The organism is Planktotalea sp. (assembly GCF_050633725.1).
In the GTDB taxonomy this organism is placed as follows: Bacteria; Pseudomonadota; Alphaproteobacteria; order Rhodobacterales; family Rhodobacteraceae; genus Planktotalea.
This window is the reverse complement of sequence record NZ_JBOEHB010000028.1, coordinates 50986-68370: the sequence shown is the minus strand read 5'-3', so window position 1 is coordinate 68370 and position 17385 is coordinate 50986. Positions and strand designations below refer to the sequence as shown.

Sequence of the window (17385 nt, the reverse complement as noted above, 5' to 3'; positions counted from 1 at the left end):
AATGCCTCTCCTACCTAAGCGGGGCGCAGCGCTAACTCAAGCGTTGCAAGAGGGTTAAGCGCTCAATATCGCGTCACTTTGTTCATCGGCAGGAAAGAACAACTCGATCTTCAAATCTGCAAGCGCAAGATCATTGGGGGTTCCGATTTGCGCCACGGTTGAAAACAAGCTCAATCGCACCTCGCCTAGCTTGAACACGGTTGGGATAACAGGCGTGTTTGAGGCGATCGTACTCGGCGGCTCTAAACTCAGTTTTGCGGCGGCCCTCTCGAGGTCGTCAACGCCCCCCAAAGCTGCGCTTTCGGTTCGCAAACGCTGCGCTGCATGAAATGCAAACTCATCCCAATTCTCGATCGCCGCGCGCATTTGCGGAGCGTCAATCATATCAAGCAAAGAGATACCTTTGCCAACGCCAAGCGCGCCAAACAGCCGCTTTGCGGGGTCATTCAAATCCACAATACGCCACACCCGATCGACCACATACGCAGGGTACGGCGCATGAGACGTCATCATATATTCCAATGACTTACGCACCGAAGCTAATTCTGGCGCGCTCCAATCCCGACCATGGTAAGCAGGGGCAAATCCAGCGCTTAGCATCATTGCATTGCACCCCTCAAGCGGTACGCGCAACACCTGCGAGAGCCGCAAAATCATCTCGGCGCTCGGCCGCGCGCGACCCGTCTCCAAAAAGGAGACATGGCGCGACGAGACATCGGCCTCAAGGCTAAGGGCCAACTGACTTAGCCGCCGCGACTTGCGCCAGAATTTCAGGTGTTCGGGAAAGCTTTCCATTCTTTGAGGTTACCCTAGTTTCAATCCTGTTGTCAGTTACCTTTGAGGTAATTGTTTTACTGCAGGCGATGAAACTAGGCTGGCTGAAGCAACAGCAAACAAGGAACCCAGCATGTCTCTCTTTCGCACTTTCGTCGCCTTTATCACGCTCACAATGGCACTTTATACCGTCATTGCGCTCAAAAACGACGGTATCGACTTCATGACACCCTATTTCATCGGGCTGTTCTCGCTCACGTGGCAAGGTCATATCAACGCAGATTTCAGCTTCTTTCTCTCGCTCAGTGCCCTGTGGATTGCATGGCGCGAGAGGTTTTCCCCGATCGCTTTGATCAAAGCCGTTGTTATCGGCGTCCTTGGCATGGTGCTGTTCGCGCCCTACCTTCTGCACGCCCTATCGAAAAGCAAGGGCGATCCAAAAACACTCTTGCTCGGACAACAAAGGCTTTAAAGCGCCTCACATCTTCTTTGGTCTAAAAATATCTTGGGGAGCGCGAGGGGCTAGCCCCTCGCCCCGGTCCGATCACGCAAGTGATCGGATTTCATCGCGTTTACGCGCCAGCCAAAGCAACATCATCACTGTAGGCCCCACCGTAATCTCACCGCTGTCCAACAACTCCATGGCACGCTCGAAGCTTACGATATGGGTGCGAATATCCTCGTTTTCAGAAGCAAGCCCGTGAACCCCCTCTTTGACATTCTCAAGATTGCAAAGCCCCAAAAAGCAATGAAAATATTCGCTCGAATAACCAGGGGCCGCATAGACGTTTAGCATCGGCTCGATGCGCTCCAATGTAAGCCCAGCCTCTTCTACGGTTTCGCGAAACGCTGTGTCGATGGGCGCTTCGCCAGCGTCGACCAATCCCGCAGGCGCTTCCAAACACCACGGCAAAGGATCGCCGCGCAAAATCGGGCCAAACCGCAATTGTTCGACCAACATTATCAAATCCCGCTCGGGATCATATGGCAGAACAAACGCCGCATCATAGGCGACAAAAGCTGCGCGCTCGAGCGTTGCGCTTTGCGTGCCATCAAAACGTGGATAACGAATATCAAAAGTATCAAGGCGGAAAAAACCAGCATAGCCATCGCCGCGCATGTTTACGCTAATCTCTTCACTGCGGGTATTTCGGCGCAGCGTGGTGGGCGCGCCCTCTTTCGCCAGAGCTTTGGCCCATGCGCGCGCGCGAAAGAACGGCAGCAAATGGGTCATCTTATGGGCTGGCGTCCTGCCAAAATGGCCCATGACTTCGCGCGCAGCGTTCAGGCTGATCTCTCCCCAATCGCTCACCCAATCCTCCAGAGACCAAGGCGCGCCAGCCGTCCAAAGGCCAGCTTCGGGAAAAAACACATCTGCGTCCTGTAGGCCAAGACTGGTTTCTACGCGAAGTGACGTCAGATCATAGTCAAATCCGCCCTCGTAAAAGCGAAGCCGTGCAACATCTTCGCGGCTAAGATCCTGCACCAAAACCCCTTCCGCGCGCGCGCCTTCTTCAAAGGCAATCATCGGGAACGGCTCGCCTTCGACCCAGCTCACCAGATGATCTTGCAAATGCGCAGGCCGTATCGAAATTTCGCTCCGAGCGCGCCCTAGCACGATTTCCAAAAGCGGCACATGGCACAGCGAGCCATAAAAAAACAGCGATTGGGTCATGACGCGCGGCGCGATGTCATTTCAGCGAAGAGGCCCGTTACGGACGCGCCAACAATCAAAGTTGTAAGGATCAACGGTGTTCCGATCAAAATCGCGCTTTCGTACATCATGTCAAACACCGCAAGGAAGGCGTCGAAAAAACCGTCGTAGCGTCCGCGCATCGACAATTCGAACATCTTTATGGCCGAGTGTAACAACAGCCCCCAAAACAACAGCAAAACGCCGCCCGTCAACCCGTTGTTTATCGCCGCGCCCATACCGCGCCCTGCGCGGCTCCCGATGACTTGCCATCCAAGAACAAAGCCAAGGCCCAGATTGATTAGGTTAAAGAAACCAAAGTTTTTATCCTCATCGAACAAGGGCTTGATCATATCGGAAACCAACCACGCGAGAGCAGCGAGGCATAAGGCAGCGATCAAGCGTGCGGCTGTTGGCATAGTGTCGAGCTTTCTTGCTTAGGCGGTCTCGCCTGAGGGAAATTGTCTTAACGCGCAGTTTCCTCTGAGAATTACGATAGCGCAAGAGGCGAGATTGAAGTTCAGCTTTGAGGTGCAAAACGATGCAGGCTTCCCACTTTCACGAATGCGTTTTTGGCACAGTCTAATTCACACAGGTCACAAAACCGCGTCCAACGCTTTGATCAACTGGTCGACTTCGCCCGAAGATGTGTAATGGGTGAAACTGACCCGCAACACGCCTTTGCTCATATCAACGCCCATAGCCTCCAACGGGCGTTGCGCATAAAAATCGCCGCCCCCCGCCATGATTTTGTGCTCCACCAGCTTCTCCGCCAACCCCTCAGCATCTTGCTCTGACGCCAAAGCGAGCGTCGGCGCACGCCGCGCCGCATCCGCAGGGCCGATTAATCTGACTGAATTTTTTGCGGACACATAATCGAGCAAGGGTTGCAAAAGCGCCTCTTCATGCGCGCGCATCAAGTCATGCACACCAGCACCGCGTTCTGCTGCATCGCCTTTGATATTGTGATGATCGGCCAATGCGTCGAAGTAGTCAGCCATGCCAGCACTGGCTGCAACCTGCGCATGATCCGGCCCTGCAGGTGTAAAGCGCTGATAGAGAGTATCACCGTTGAAGTGATGTCCTTGGTTTGGAAGCGTCATACCCAAAGCGCGCCGCATCACCATAATGCCCTGATGCGGTCCATATGTTTTATAGGCCGAGAACAAATAGATGTCCGGACCCAACTCGCCCACATTTGGAATACCATGCGGCGCATAAGAGACGCCGTCGACACAAACAAACGCACCAGCGGCATGCGCCATTGCTGTGATCTCCGTCACCGGATTGATTTCACCAACGACATTTGAGCAATGAGGAAAGCACACGAGGCGAACTTTTTCGTCGAGCAGGTCTTCGAGCTTTTCCGGGTCAAGATGCCCCGTTTCGGGATCAATTTGCCATTCGCGCACTTCAATGCCGCGTTCAGCCAACCGACGCCACGGGCCTGAATTGGCTTCGTGGTCCTGGTTGGTAACGATGATCGCCTCACCTTGAGACATGAACCCGGCAAAGGCCTGAGCAAGCACATAGGTATTCTGGGTCGTAGACGGGCCAAAAGAGACTTCATCCGTCTCAACCCCCATAAGCGCAGCGAGGCGCGTGCGCGCTTCATCCATTTCTTCGCCCGCCAAACGGCTGGCGTCATAGGGCGCATAGGGCTGCACTTTGCGCTGAGTATAGTAGCGCACCAAGCGATCTATCACAGGAGCGCAGGTGTAACTTCCCCCCGCATTTTCAAAGAAGGCTTGTCCCTGCAAAGACGCTTCTGAAAACGCAGGGAATTGGGCGCGCACAAAGTTCAAATCAAGTGTCATCATCGGGTCCTATTGCCTGTTCGCCTCACAAAAACTGAAAATCAAATCATGTGCAAGACGCCGTTTTTTCACCATTGCACACGGTTTCGTGTCGCGGATGGGCTTAGAAATGACGGGCAAACGCCACCCCTCCTTTTCAAAACTGCCACTATTTCAAGCAGGGTGATCAAAAAATCACCACTCACAACAACGGAGGAGGCGTCCAATGCGACCGCCATTTACCGAACTCGACATCAAAAAAGCCGACGGTGGCTTTTACCATGGAAATAGCCTGCCCATTGCCCTGATATCCAAAAGCGTCATGGTGGCGCTGGTTCTTTGGGCCTTGGTATTTCCTGCCAATGCAAATAGCACCCTTGGCAGCTTAAATTCACTGCTGCTGAAAGGGTTCAACAGCTTTTATATCGTCATTGTTGGCCTTTTCTTTTTCTTTCTGGCGATCGTCGCCATTCTTCCCTCTACTGGACGCCGCATCATGGGCACCCCTGGAGAGCGGCCAGAGTTTTCAAACTTCTCTTGGTTCTCGATGATGTTCGGCGCAGGCCTTGGCGTCGGATTGATGGTCTTTGCGACGGCTGAACCGCTTGGCCTTTGGGGCTCTAATCCAGTCGTGGTGTCCGGCGCAGTCGCAGGAAACACCGAAGAGGCGCTTCAATCAGCTTATCGCTACACCTATCTGCACTATGGGTTTCACGCTTGGGCGATTTACGTCGTAACCGGTCTCAGCCTTGCCTATTACGCCTACACCCGCGACATGCCCCTTACGATCCGCTCTGCTTTGACGCCGCTCTTTGGCTCTGCAATGAACGGCTTTCTTGGCCATGTGGTTGACGTGCTTGGCGTGGTTGCCACGATCTTGGGCGTTTCGGTGACCATCGGATTTGGTGTCAGTCAGTTCATTGACGGCGTCTACGCGATCACTGGTATGGAATGGATGATGGACATGAGCGGTGACGCACCTGCCCCCGGCAAGGTGGGCCTGATTGCAGGGCTTCTGGTCATCATGTCGCTGTCGATCATTTCGGCGGTTTCAGGCGTTGGGCGCGGGGTAAAATATCTCTCCAACCTGAACTTGGTCCTGTCTTTGATCCTGCTTATGACCTTTGTGATCTTTGGCTCGTTTGTCTTTGCGATGTCCACATATGTCTCGGCGTTTATCGACTATGTGCTTAACTTCGTTCAAATGAGCTTTGGCGCTTATAGCCCGCAATCGGCAACAGCCTTCGCAGCGAACCTGCCAGAAGCAGCAGCGCCTTTTGCAGATGCTCTGCACAGCGGCGCAACCAATGCATGGGGCTCTTTTGACGGCTTCAAATCAGGTTTGGATGGTGACGCGGCTGCATTGCCTGACGAGGTGTTGCAAGCCGCCTATGCAGCAGGTGAGCAAGGCCGACAGTTTGGCTGGCAATCAGGCTGGACGACCTTTTACTGGGCGTGGTGGATCGCATTCTCACCTTTCGTTGGATTGTTCCTCGCCCGTATCTCCAAGGGTCGCTCGGTGCGCGAATTCATCATCGGCTGCGTCTTTGCACCTGCCTTGGTCTGCTTCGCATGGATGACCATCCTTGGGGGAACCGCAATCGATCTAGAGCTTACGGGCGGCGCAGAGGGCGCAATCATCGGCGCATCTAATACCGCCAAGCTCTTTGTCACACTGGGTGAAATGATCTCAGGTGGTTTCTTGTCGGCAATTACGATCATGTGCGTTGTACTGATTATGACCTTCCTTGTGACATCCGCGGATTCCGGCATTTTGGTGATGAACACCATTATGTCTGGCGGCTCTCAAGAAACAGGCATCAAGCATCGCATTGTCTGGGGGATTATCTTGACGCTTGTGATTGGCGCATTGCTGCTCGCGGCAGGAGATAACAACCCGATGGATGCATTGCGCAATGCGATGATCATCGGTGCCTTGCCGTTCACCATGGTCATGGGCCTGATGATGATCGCCCTTAGCAAAGCGCTTTACCGCGACAGCAAACGCGACAAAGCCTAACAAACAAAACGGGGCGCGGTATATATGCGCGCCCCGTTCTTTTCTTTGGTCTTCAAATATCTCGGAGTCTGAGGCAGAGCCTCAGTCCCACATCAGCCAATCGCCGCAGAAATGGCCTCGGCATGCGCTTTGATCTGCTCCATATCCCCCATCACGCCGGGCGCACGCAAAGAAACGCCTTCATGGCGCGGGTGAACATGAAAATGCAGATGGAACACCTCTTGCCCACCTGCGGTTTCGGAAAACTGCTGCAATGTGATCCCATCCGCGCCAAAAGCAGTTTTGGCCGCATTCGCAACTTTCTTGACCGTCGCCATACAGGCCGCCAGCTGCGCCTCGCTTGCATCTAGAATATTGCGGCACGGGGTTTTCGGGATAACCAGACAATGCCCATCGCTGCGCGGCATGATATCCATGAAACAATAGGTTTCATCGTCCTCATAGACTTTGAAACTGGGGATCTCCCCACGCAGGATTTTCGCAAAAATATTGTCTGGATCGTAACTCATAGTGGGCCTCATTGGGATTTATCTGTTGGGTGAACTTTAAGGTGCAGCGCCAGCGCTCTGCAAGCCCAAGGCACGCACCAATTTCACAGCATTCGAGCGCTGGCGCGGCTCAAAGCCTAGAGCGCGGTAGAAGGCTTGTGCCTCTGCGTTTTGCGCCATTACGCCCAGCGACAGCCCCACGCAGCGATGCAAGGCCGCATGGCTGTCAGCCGCATCCATTAAGGCCCGCCCGACCCCCATCCTACGCGCATCTTGCGCAACATAAAGATGCTGCACGTCTAGAAAACGCCGCGCAAATTGAAGCTGGACCCCGCGTTGCACCGCTGCGTATCCGCGAAGTACGCCGTCGTTTTCAGCGACAATCAAGGTGAGCCATGGCGCAGGGCCAAAGCAAAGAAACACCAAATCTTCCGTCGTTATTTCGGCAATGTCATTATGAATAGCGGCAAGCTCTGAAATCATCTTCGTGATGTCAGGTGCGTCCTGCGCACGCGCAATTCGGGTGGTAATATGACTCATTTCATCTCTCTCAGTTTTCCCAAGAGCCGCGTCATTCACACATAAAAAAACCGCCCCTTGGGGCGGTTTCAAACATGTTCAAATGCAAATGATCCGCCCTGCTATAAAGCAAAGCGATAAAACGAATTCATTTTGTGCATCTGTACCATGGCGCTTGTTTAGGGCAATCGCAGGCACCGCGCAAGGTCGGTGCCTGCGATCTTGCGATCCTGCCTTAAGCGTTTACGTCGACCACAACGCGTCCTTTGACTTGCCCCTTAAGGATATCGCGACCCAACTGTGGCAGGTCAGACAAGACAGCCGGTTGCACCATTGCATCAAGCTTATCCATCGGCAGATCTTTCGCGATCCGCTCCCAAGCGCGTAGGCGATTGTCATAGGGCTGCATCACACTGTCGATCCCCAAAAGGTTAACTCCGCGCAACAGGAACGGAATGACCGTCGCAGGCAATCCAGCGCCGCCAGCGAGGCCGACCGCAGAAACGGACGCGCCGTATTCCATCTGACCCAGAACGCGCGCCAACATCTCACCGCCGACCGCATCAACGCAGCCACCCCATGTTTCCCCCTCAAGCGGGCGTTTCACAGTTTCATTCAGCTCTTCTCGCGCAACAATCTGGCTCGCGCCAAGCGATGTGAGATAGTCTGCCGTTTCAGGGCGCCCTGTAACAGCGGCAACTTTATGACCGAGATGGGCCAAAATCGCCGTTGCGACAGAACCAACGCCGCCCGCCGCGCCTGTCACCAAGACAGGCCCGTCTTTGATCCCGTGATCCTCTAGCGCCATGACCGCAAGCATCGCGGTAAAACCTGCAGTGCCAACAGCCATGGCTTGGCGCGTATCAAGTCCTTTTGGAAGCGGCACCAACCAATCGGCTTTCACCCGCGCCTTTTGGGAATACCCGCCCCAATGCGCCTCGCCCACGCGCCAGCCGGTCAAAACAACTTTGTCGCCCGCTTTGTATCGCGGATCGTCCGATGCCTCGACAGTGCCCGCAAAATCAATGCCCGGCACATGTGGATACTTGCGCACCAAACCGCCGCCCGGCCCGATGCACAGCCCGTCTTTGTAGTTCACCGTGGAATATTCCACCGCAACTGTCACATCGCCCGCTGGTAGATCATCCAGACCGATTTGCGTGACCGCCGCGCTGGTTTTTCCTTCATCATCCTTGTTCACAACAAGTGCATTAAACATCTCTTCGTCCTTCATTTTCCTAAGTAAACTTCGGGGGTCTGGGGGCTGGTCCCCAGCCTCACCATCAAATCCAAAACGTCTCCCAAACCGTGACGGGCTGTACACCCTTTGGCGTTACGACATCCAACTCGCTCCCTGCATCCCAATGGGTCATGCGCACCATGCCAATCGCAACATTCGTTGCAAAATCAGGGCTATAGGCGGCAGAGCTAACCGTTCCCACTTGGCGATCCCCGTCCATCAACGGCCAGAGCTGGTCACAGGGCGGCACCGCATCGCCGTGTATTTCAATCGGGCGCAACTGTTTGACGGGTCCCTCTTTGGCCACCCGCAAGAGCGCATCACGGCCAACACAGCCGATGGCGGTGTTAGTGTTGCAAAACTTGCCAAGCCCACATTCATGCGGCGTGTTGTCGTCATTCATGTCATTGCCGTAGCTGAGCAACCCGCCTTCGATCCGCTCGATCAGGTTGGGGCATCCAGCATGAACGTCCAAGTCCTTGCCCGCTTCCATCAGTGCATTCCACAGCGGCATGCCAAGACTTCCGTCCTCAACGTAAATCTCAAAGCCTCCCTGTTTGGAATATCCCGAACGCGCCACTACCAGTTGACGACCCAGAAATTCAAACAGGCCATAGCGAAAGAATTTGATCTCTTTCACACCATCTCCGAAGACGCGCGCCATCAACTCCTCAGCTTTTGGCCCTTGCACCGCCAAAGGGGAAACATCTGGCTCATCCACAAGCACGTCCAAGCGATACCCATAGGCGATGCCCTTGACCCAAAGCAGCAAATCACTGTCAGCAATCGAAATCCACCAGCGATCTTCAGCCAGCTTCACCGCCACAGGATCGTTCAACATGCCGCCCGTTTCATCCACGATCGGCACGTAATAGCATTGACCGGTGTTCATCTTGCGCAGATCGCGCGGCGTCAGCATTTGCATCAAGCGCCCCGCATCAGGGCCGCGCAATTCAACCTGCCGCTCAACCGCCACATCCCAAACCTGCACCGCCGATTTTAGGTGGTGGTAATCCTCTTGAACCGAGCGGAAAACCGTCGGCAAGAGCATACGATTGTAAACCGTGTAAGCTTTGACGCCCGCGGCTTCGACACCGTCGGAAAAGGGAGTTCGGCGCAGGCGGCGTGAAGGAGAGATAAGAGCCATCGGCGTTACTCCGGCAAAAAAGGAACGTCAGTTGTATACATCGGCGCGCCAGCCGCGCCGAGCATGGCGTGGACCTGCCCACGGTGATGGGTTTGATGATTGAAAAACTGCACAATGCACATGGCGCGCGGCTTGCTGATTTCGCTTTGAATGGACCCCGAATACCAAGTCAAATCACCCGAGAGATCTTCTGGCTTAGTCGAGTTTGCCCAATCCAAGATGCGCCGATCCATAGCGCCCCGCGCCAAAGTCCATTCGGCGAGGGTCGCAGTTGTATCTGTTGTATCAGTTTTGCTCAGATCAGTTTCCGCAGGTCCCTGCCCGCCGTCAAAACGTGAAATCCAAAGCGTATCACCCCAGAGCAAATGATTAATTGTCCTGAATATCGAGCCAAAGAAAGCACCGCGATCAGCCCGCAGGTCTGCGTCGCTTAAGTTCTCCAAGGACGTGCTCAGCTCCGCGTTTTGCCAAGAATTATAGCGCGCCATCAAGGCACAATATTCAGGAGTTATCATCACTTGGGTCCCTTCCAGTCAATTTGGCAGATTTCCGCAGAGCGTCCATCAAAGTCCCAAACACGGCCAAAGGCGCGCACACGGCCTTGGATGGCTTTTGCAACGGTGATGTCTGGACCCATCCAGTATTCGGTATTGGTGACAACGATGTCCTTGCCGTCTTTACCTTCGACTGGAACAACGGAGCCTTTGATTTTCTTGCCAACCATCAAGCGGCGTTCTTTGCCTTCGGTTTCAAAGACCACAGGCGCACGTTCAGCGCCAAGGAATTCACCAACGAGCAAGCCAAAGAGGCCCGTCGTTCCACGCGCCGCACCTGAGAAGATGTTAACCAGCGCTTCGTATTGATCATCGTCCGCGCGCTCATCAATAAAGGCCGCTGCTTTCCAGTTTCCGCGTCCCATATTGCCCGGGATTTCAAGGAAAAGCCCAACGTTAAGACCTGAGAGGCTCGTGCCGCCGTATTCACCTTCATCAATGCGAATGCCAGACCACGCTTGGCAATGCCCTTCGGTGGGAGGATGTTGACCAAGGCTCACAACACAGGGGCAAAACACTGTGCAGTTACAGTTCAAAATGAGTTCACCTTTGATGTTCCAAGGTATCGTTCCAACTTGTGAGTTTGCGTCCAGTGCCATGAGCGTCTCCTGTGTTAAAATGTCATGATCAAGAGCGTTAGGCCTGCGAGGCAGAGCAAAACGCCAAGGGGGCGAGTGATAAAGCGTCCCAGTTCGGGCAGCTTTTCGAAAACCATGATAAGGGTTGCGAGCCCCATGAAGGCGATGTTCATCACGCCGCCGACAAAGGCCAAAAGCATCAGCGCCCAGCAACAGCCGATGCAAACCGCTCCGAGGCGCAACCCATTGCGCAGCGCTCCTTCATCCCAGTGCTGCATGAAGAACGTAAAGGGCCTGCGGCATTTGCTCAGACAGGCCTCTTTCATTGGCGAAAACTGATAGAGCCCTGCCCCGATCAAAAGCAGGCCCGAGAGCGCGCCGGACAGGCTTTGGCCCAGTGGATCGAGTAATCCAGCTTGAAACAGCGCCATTTGCGCGCCAGCAGCGATGATCGAAAACCCTATCCAAACAATAAGGTAGCCAGAAACAAGCCCTGAAAACCTTGTTTCGGCCTGCGATTTCGCCAAATCATCATAGGTCGCAAAGGCAGGAAGCGCAGTCGGCGCCATCATTGCTGCGGACATCAACACCCACATCAACGTGATCCGCGCGAAACCTGCCGCATCTGGTGTTACCACGCACAAAGACGCCCAAAATTCTGCACCATAAAGACGGCTCATACTGCGTAGCTCTGCTGGCAACGCCATCGCATAGAGGACAGACCACGCAGCAAGGATCAACGCGAACAGCGCGATCCAATGTGGCGGGGCCATTGCCCTGATGCGATCAAAGAACATGTTGCAAACTTTCGACTCAAAGGTTGCAAAATTAATGTCAGACATTTAAACGTCTGACAAATGAAAATTGATCCAAAGTCCAAAGCCGACCTCTCCGCACAGATCGCTAAAGCAATCCGCGATGCGATCGTCAGCGGTGCGTTGATCGTAGATGAACGCCTCCCCTCAGAAGCCGAGCTTTCCGAGCAATTCGAAGTCTCGCGTGCGACGGTCCGCGAAGCCCTGAAACGCCTCGCCGCGCAAAGCCTGATCCGAACCCAGCGAGGGGCTTTTGGCGGCGCTTTTGTCAATCGCCTCAGTTTTGAAGAGGCCTATGGGCAGCAAATAACCACCTCGACACTATTGCTCTCGATGAATGCAGTCAGCTTTGAAACCGCCTGTGAAGCGCGCTTTGCTCTTGAGCGCGCCTGTGCTCCGTTGGCGGCCCAGCGAAGAACTGCGGATCATTTGGCAACGATGCGAACAGAGATTTTCCGACAATCACAGCCCGGGCTATCGGACGAAGGTTGGTGCGCAAGTGACGTTGCGTTCCATCGCGCATTGGTCGATGGGGCGGGAAATCCTGTGTTGTCTTATCAACTTGCTGGCGCGGTAGAAGCGATGCAGCCGTTGATGAACATGATCACCTTTACTGCCCGTTCGCGCGAGACGATCATCGCGTTGCATGAGCAAATCGCCGACTTTTGCGAAGCAGGCGACGGCGCTGGCATTGAAAACATCCTCGGTGAGCTCGCGGAATACACAGTATCCCTCGCCAAACAAATAGCGACCCAAAAGGATGCTGGATAAAATTCTTCTGCGAAGAATTTTTTCTTCATTTTCTTCGCAGAAGAAAATGGCACCTTGGCAAAGTATCACAGCCTTCCTATATTAAGCCTGTTCGCAAGAACTATGGACATAAACGCGCTCGTAATAAGCGGTTCGGACCCGGGGGCGGTACCCGGCGACTCCACCAAACACCCGTTCATTTGACGGCGGAGGGGGTCGAAATAGGATCGACGAACGTCTAAAGGGGTTAGCTTTGTTTCGGCTGTCTGCCACCGTTATCGGCGAAACTTGTACAATTGCAAATGACAATCGTGCTCCAGTAGCGATGGCTGCGTAAGCAGTTTCAGCTTCTGAAACTTAACTCCCTAGGTTTAGCGACTTAGGGCGGGGTTCGCAGGTACCTGGCAACAGAAACCTGCACTTCCACTTCTTTTGCATTTTCGTTTGGGGCTTTGCCCCCGTCTCGGCATGCCGAGCCTCCCCCAAGATATTTAGGGACCAAAGAAGGGCGGTTACCGCCCCTCAAAATCAGCTGTGCGTTTATCAAGGAACGCAAGCACGCCCTCTTTGAAGTCGCGGGTTTTGCCGCATTTACCTTGCAGTTTGGCTTCCAGCGCGAGTTGATCTTCCAGTGAGTTCTCGAAAGATGCGCGAATGGCAGCTTTCGCTTCTGCAAATGCAACTGTTGGTCCGTTTGCTAAATGTGCAGCGCGGGCTTTCCAAGTATCTGCGAAGTCATCATCAGCGACCACTTCCCAGATCATACCCCATTTTTCTGCCTGCGTTGCGGTGATCTTATCCGCAAAGAGCGCGGCTCCCATCGCTTTGGCCATGCCCATTTGGCGCGGCATGAAATATGTGCCACCTGCATCGGGGATAAGGCCGATCTTCGTGAAGGCTTGCATAAAGAACGCGCTTTCGGTGGCAATGACCACATCCGCGCCAAGTGCGAGATTTGCGCCAGCCCCCGCAGCCGCGCCATTCACTGCGCTGATCGTGGGTACAGGGCAATCTGTAATCGCGTTCAGCATGGGTTGATATTCGTCCCGCAACGTGCGCTCCAGATCTATATTTGCAGCGCTTGCACGATCACCGAGATCCTGCCCAGAACAGAAGGCGCGCCCTGCCCCTGTGAGCACGACGCAGCGCGCTTCGCGTCCACCTGTAATCACCGCGTCCGTGATTTCTGCGCGCATTTGCGTGCTAAGCGCATTCATAACGTCGGGTCGGTTCAAGGTGATGGTCGCGATATTGTCCGCCAAGCGGTACGTGATGGTTTGATAGTCCATGAATATCCCCGTGTCTCAATTCGGCGCGCGTTTACTTATCTCCAAGCAACTCTGCCAATCTATTCTTTTCTGTTTCGCTAAGCGCGTCGACCTTGCTTTCAGGCAGTCTCGCGCGGCGGCGAAGGTAGCTGTACCCAACACCGCCAGCCAAGAGCAACATGAGCGGACCCGCCGCCCAAAGCAACCAATTGGAACCTGTGACGGTGGGTCGAAGCAGTACATATTCGCCATATCTGTCGACGATAAAAGCAATCGCTTCGTCATCGCTATCACCAGCGAGCAATCTTGCGCGCACCAGAATGCGCAGATCGCGCGCAAGCGCCGCGTTACTTTCATCAATAGATTCGTTTTGGCACACGAGGCATCGCAGCCCTTTTGACAGCTCGCGCGCGCGCGCTTCAAGCGCTGGATCACTCAGGATTTCATCTGGCTCCACAGCCGCGACGGGCAATGCCAACACGAGCATTAAAGCAAAGAACGCTTTTCTCATCATTCCGCAGCTACCACCTGTTTGCGACGTTTGCTCGCGCCCGCTGCGACGCGAAAACGGCGATCAGAGAGACTAAACAATCCACCAAGGGCCATCAGCAACACCCCAGCCCAAATCCAATTGGCCAGCGGCTTGATATAGGTGCGCAGCGTCCAGCCGCCCCCTTCTTGCGGATCGCCAATCACCACATAGACATCGCGCAAGAAACGGTAATCGATAGCGGCTTCGGTCGTTGGCATTTTCGCAACCGGATAATTGCGTTTTTCCGGATTAAGAACCGCGATTTCTTTGCCTTTGGAGCGCAAAATCACGTCGCCCATGGTCGAGAAATAGTTCGGTCCCTGCACCCGGTTCACACCCGTCAGTTCAATTTCAAAGGCGCCGACAGTGAAAGGCTCGTTCAGTTTTGCGACGCGAATATCTTCGACTTCCCATGCCATTAGGCCTGCGATCCCGAACATCGTCACGCCAAGGCCCGCATGCGCGATAGATTTGCCCCAGTCTGCACGCGGAAGGCGGAAAACCCGTGCCCAAGTGCGCTGCGCGCGCATCCAGATATCCACGATAGCGCCAAACACCATCCAAGCGCCGAGAAACAGGCCAACAGGACCAAGCAAACTACGGCCCGTTTGCATTGCCCAGACCAGAAGTGCCAAGGCAAGCGCCAAAACAAAGGCATAGCGCATTTGATAGGCAGCGCGTCCGAGTTTGCCACGTTTCCATGCCAAGACCGATCCAACAGGCATGATCAGCCCCAAGATCACCATGAAGGGGGTAAAGGCCATGTTAAAGAATGGCGCACCGACGGAGAGTTTTCTATCCCAGAACATCTCTGCAAACATGGGCCAAAGCGTACCGACAAAGACAACGAAACAGGCCACTGCAAGCAATACGTTGTTGGCCACAAGCGCGCTTTCACGGCTGACCACGCTAAAGACACCTTTGGCTTCCATGCTTGATGCACGCGCAGCGAAGAGCGTGAGCGCCCCGCCTGTAAAGAACGCGAGGATCATCAGGATGAAAACGCCGCGCTCTGGATCGTTGGCAAAAGCATGGACCGAGGTCAGCAATCCCGATCGCACGATGAATGTGCCGATCAACGAAAAGCCAAACGCTAGAATTGCGAGCAGGATTGTCCAGCTTTTCAGGCTTTCGCGTTTTTCGACAACAATTGCGGAATGGAGCAAAGCCGCGGCCAAGAGCCAAGGCATGAAGGATGCATTTTCAACCGGATCCCAGAACCAGAATCCCCCCCAGCCAAGCTCATAATAAGCCCACCATGACCCCAGACCGATACCGATGGATAAGAAAATCCACGCGGCCAACGTCCAAGGACGCACCCAGCGCGCCCACGCGGCATCAACGCGCCCTTCAAGCAGGGCAGCTACAGCGAAAGAAAACGCCATCGATAAGCCAACATAGCCGAGATACAAGAACGGAGGGTGAAAGGCCAAACCCGGGTCTTGCAACAGCGGGTTCAAATCTTGCCCATCAAAGGGCGGAACCGCGAGGCGCAAAAACGGGTTGGAGGTGAAGAGGATAAAGGCGAAGAAGGCCACAGCGATTGAGGCTTGAACCCCTAAAACGCGCGCGCGCAAGGTTGGGGGAAGGTTGCCGCCGAACCAAGCGGCGCAAGCCCCGAACAGTGTCACGATCAATACCCAAAGCAACATCGAGCCTTCGTGATTGCCCCAAACGCCGCTTATTTTATAGAGCATCGGCTTGGCCGAATGCGAGTTGAGCCAGACAAGACGCAACGAGAAATCAGAGGTTACGAACGCATAGGTGAGCGCGGCAAAGGCAAATGCGGTAAACAGGAATTGCATCTTGGCCGCAGGTTCTGCCACGGCCATCCAGCCGTACCAATGTTTATGCGCGCCAATGAGCGGCACCACTGTTTGCACAATGGCGATCAGAAAGGCGAGGATGAGAGCGAAATGTCCGAGTTCTGTAATCATGAAGTCGGGTATAGTCTGCGCCCTGCCCGCCGCCAATGGTTTTCACACACGGCGACGGTTCACATTGTCGCGGGGTTAGTGCTGGCTTTGCGCCCAATCTTGCAACGCTGCGTTCTGTGGAAAGGACAGCTCGGGCTTTGTGAGCGCGGGCTCAACACGTTTTGCTTGTTTCTGACCGGAAACAGGCTTCATCGCGTTTAACGCTTCAAGATTGCGCATAACCGTTGGCGTGATGGCCAAGGACGCGGCCACTTGCTTTTGAAATTGCTGGTTCTTCAACTGATGCCGCGCCCCGAAATAAAACGACACAATAGCACCTAAAAGCCACCAAAGCGGCTCTGGCACCAGCGCAATCCCCTGCATCCGCGCCGCAAACCAAATGGGATCAATCATCGCAGCGGCAAATAGGCCAAGCGTTCCAAGCGCCATCGCAGGGCGTGGCAGACGATTCACAGCATCCATCAAACGATCAAAAAGGCCACGCCGTTGCAACGCAAATTCTTGCGCATATTGCGCCAAGGCGTCGCTGCGCATAGCAACCTCGCGCACAGCGCTTTTTTCAGCGTTCTCTCGAAAGACTTCAGCGGTTTGCGCAACCAGGTTGCCACCGTTGCCAAACACCATACCGAAAAGGCGATCTATCAAGCCCATTGTGCGATCCTTTGTTGAAACTGCTTCGATGTGAGGTGGTACTTTTTCGACATGAAGGCCTCTGCCCGGCGAATCCAGCCGCCTTTTCCCCCTGCCCGCGTGCGCGCGTACTTGCGGCTTGCGGCGCGCTTATCTGCGAGGCGAAAATAGTAATTGCGCCGCTCAATCGCATAGGCATCTGCCAGATGGTGCGGAGCCACATCAAACGCGCGCGCAACAGCCGCAATAGTCATCGGGCCGATTGCCCCATCCGCGCGACACTCAAATCCCATTTTAGAGACAAGGCGTTGCAGAATTTTAACTCCGTTGCTGCCCGCATTTACATTCATGTCAAACACGCTGGCGTGCAACGCTTCGGGCAGTTGGGAAATTTTGGGTTTTTCAAAATAGTGCGCGATGAAGATGTCTATGGCCTGCGCGCGGCTCAATTGGCGCACATCCGCGTTATTGACGCGGCCATCTTCGTTCAAATCAAGCCCAAGTCGGCGCATCGTGTGGATCGTCACGCCATGATTGGTCGCGCCGCCCGGATCGTCGGGATCGTTTACATATCCGCCCTCGCGCTGTACGATTTCTTCAGCAATTGCACGCACATCTTCACTGATCAGCATCCCAAGCACCCC

The 17385-nt window shown here is 54.5% G+C and carries 19 protein-coding genes and 1 other RNA gene; 4 read left to right on the top strand and 16 right to left on the bottom strand.

Translation table 11 applies throughout. From position 1 onward, the window contains the following. Nucleotides 1–54: 54 nt before the first annotated feature. On the bottom strand, nucleotides 55–795 hold the full coding sequence (locus ACRBCU_RS17420) for a helix-turn-helix domain-containing protein (RefSeq protein WP_431366664.1): 741 nt from the start codon (nucleotides 793–795) through the stop codon (nucleotides 55–57). A 112-nt stretch (nucleotides 796–907) separates the two neighbouring features. Between ACRBCU_RS17420 and ACRBCU_RS17415 the strand changes: the two genes are divergently transcribed. Next, nucleotides 908–1246 carry a hypothetical protein gene (locus tag ACRBCU_RS17415; RefSeq protein WP_431366663.1) on the top strand — a complete coding sequence of 113 codons (339 nt, stop codon included), beginning with the start codon at nucleotides 908–910 and terminating at the stop codon, nucleotides 1244–1246. Between the two features lie 72 nt (nucleotides 1247–1318). On the opposite strand, the gene ACRBCU_RS17410 is transcribed toward ACRBCU_RS17415, so the two are convergent. The 3 genes from ACRBCU_RS17410 to ACRBCU_RS17400 form a co-directional block, all read right to left on the bottom strand. Further along, entirely contained in the window at nucleotides 1319–2449 is a 1131-nt protein-coding gene (locus ACRBCU_RS17410) for an NUDIX domain-containing protein (RefSeq protein ID WP_431366662.1), read from the bottom strand. Next, nucleotides 2446–2886, bottom strand: a complete 441-nt coding sequence (locus ACRBCU_RS17405) for a TrgA family protein (RefSeq protein WP_431366661.1) — start codon at nucleotides 2884–2886, stop codon at nucleotides 2446–2448. The genes ACRBCU_RS17410 and ACRBCU_RS17405 overlap by 4 nt, the downstream gene beginning before the upstream one ends. A gap of 177 nt (nucleotides 2887–3063) precedes the next feature. After that, nucleotides 3064–4284 carry an aminotransferase class V-fold PLP-dependent enzyme gene (locus tag ACRBCU_RS17400; RefSeq protein WP_431366660.1) on the bottom strand — a complete coding sequence of 407 codons (1221 nt, stop codon included), beginning with the start codon at nucleotides 4282–4284 and terminating at the stop codon, nucleotides 3064–3066. Between the two features lie 205 nt (nucleotides 4285–4489). Here ACRBCU_RS17400 and ACRBCU_RS17395 point away from each other — a divergent pair, with 205 nt between their 5' ends. After that, complete coding sequence (locus tag ACRBCU_RS17395; RefSeq protein ID WP_431366659.1) at nucleotides 4490–6283, top strand: BCCT family transporter; 1794 nt, start codon at nucleotides 4490–4492, stop codon at nucleotides 6281–6283. A 92-nt stretch (nucleotides 6284–6375) separates the two neighbouring features. Here ACRBCU_RS17395 and ACRBCU_RS17390 read toward each other — a convergent pair whose 3' ends face one another. From ACRBCU_RS17390 to ACRBCU_RS17360, 7 genes are all read right to left on the bottom strand, one after another. Then, nucleotides 6376–6792 (bottom strand): HIT family protein, encoded by a 417-nt coding sequence (locus ACRBCU_RS17390; protein ID WP_431366658.1) that lies wholly within the window; start codon nucleotides 6790–6792, stop codon nucleotides 6376–6378. A gap of 36 nt (nucleotides 6793–6828) precedes the next feature. After that, complete coding sequence (locus ACRBCU_RS17385; protein WP_431366657.1) at nucleotides 6829–7311, bottom strand: N-acetyltransferase family protein; 483 nt, start codon at nucleotides 7309–7311, stop codon at nucleotides 6829–6831. A gap of 214 nt (nucleotides 7312–7525) precedes the next feature. Continuing rightward, nucleotides 7526–8509 (bottom strand): acryloyl-CoA reductase, encoded by a 984-nt coding sequence (acuI, locus tag ACRBCU_RS17380; protein WP_431366656.1) that lies wholly within the window; start codon nucleotides 8507–8509, stop codon nucleotides 7526–7528. Nucleotides 8510–8573: 64 nt separating this feature from the next. Next, the gene (locus ACRBCU_RS17375) at nucleotides 8574–9677 is read right to left on the bottom strand and encodes a dimethylsulfoniopropionate demethylase (RefSeq protein WP_431366655.1); all 1104 of its coding nucleotides are present in this window, start codon (nucleotides 9675–9677) and stop codon (nucleotides 8574–8576) included. A gap of 5 nt (nucleotides 9678–9682) precedes the next feature. Further along, a complete protein-coding gene (locus ACRBCU_RS17370; protein ID WP_431366654.1) occupies nucleotides 9683–10192 on the bottom strand; it encodes a DinB family protein in 510 nt (169 codons plus the stop codon). After that, nucleotides 10192–10830: a DUF1326 domain-containing protein gene (locus ACRBCU_RS17365; RefSeq protein WP_431366653.1), complete on the bottom strand. Its 639-nt coding sequence runs from the start codon at nucleotides 10828–10830 to the stop codon at nucleotides 10192–10194. The genes ACRBCU_RS17370 and ACRBCU_RS17365 overlap by 1 nt, the downstream gene beginning before the upstream one ends. A 14-nt stretch (nucleotides 10831–10844) precedes the next feature. After that, complete coding sequence (locus ACRBCU_RS17360) at nucleotides 10845–11582, bottom strand: DUF2182 domain-containing protein (RefSeq protein WP_431366683.1); 738 nt, start codon at nucleotides 11580–11582, stop codon at nucleotides 10845–10847. An 84-nt stretch (nucleotides 11583–11666) separates the two neighbouring features. Here ACRBCU_RS17360 and ACRBCU_RS17355 point away from each other — a divergent pair, with 84 nt between their 5' ends. Both ACRBCU_RS17355 and ssrA read left to right on the top strand, forming a co-directional pair. Further along, a complete protein-coding gene (locus ACRBCU_RS17355) occupies nucleotides 11667–12395 on the top strand; it encodes a FadR/GntR family transcriptional regulator (protein WP_431366652.1) in 729 nt (242 codons plus the stop codon). 50 nt (nucleotides 12396–12445) lie between these two features. Next, nucleotides 12446–12796: a transfer-messenger RNA gene (ssrA, locus tag ACRBCU_RS17350) on the top strand. Nucleotides 12797–12886: 90 nt separating this feature from the next. Here the strand turns inward: ssrA and ACRBCU_RS17345 are convergent. From ACRBCU_RS17345 to ACRBCU_RS17325, 5 genes are all read right to left on the bottom strand, one after another. After that, nucleotides 12887–13663, bottom strand: coding sequence for an enoyl-CoA hydratase-related protein (locus ACRBCU_RS17345; RefSeq protein WP_431366651.1), 777 nt, complete (start codon nucleotides 13661–13663; stop codon nucleotides 12887–12889). Nucleotides 13664–13694: 31 nt separating this feature from the next. Continuing rightward, nucleotides 13695–14153, bottom strand: a complete 459-nt coding sequence (locus ACRBCU_RS17340; RefSeq protein WP_431366682.1) for a cytochrome c-type biogenesis protein — start codon at nucleotides 14151–14153, stop codon at nucleotides 13695–13697. Beyond that, complete coding sequence (locus ACRBCU_RS17335) at nucleotides 14153–16111, bottom strand: heme lyase CcmF/NrfE family subunit (protein WP_431366650.1); 1959 nt, start codon at nucleotides 16109–16111, stop codon at nucleotides 14153–14155. Before ACRBCU_RS17335 ends, ACRBCU_RS17340 begins: the two co-directional genes overlap by 1 nt. Before the next feature lie 75 nt (nucleotides 16112–16186). Beyond that, entirely contained in the window at nucleotides 16187–16762 is a 576-nt protein-coding gene (locus ACRBCU_RS17330) for a holin family protein (RefSeq protein ID WP_431366649.1), read from the bottom strand. Next, complete coding sequence (locus ACRBCU_RS17325) at nucleotides 16753–17373, bottom strand: holin-associated N-acetylmuramidase (RefSeq protein ID WP_431366648.1); 621 nt, start codon at nucleotides 17371–17373, stop codon at nucleotides 16753–16755. Before ACRBCU_RS17325 ends, ACRBCU_RS17330 begins: the two co-directional genes overlap by 10 nt. Between the last annotated feature and the right edge of the window lie 12 nt (nucleotides 17374–17385).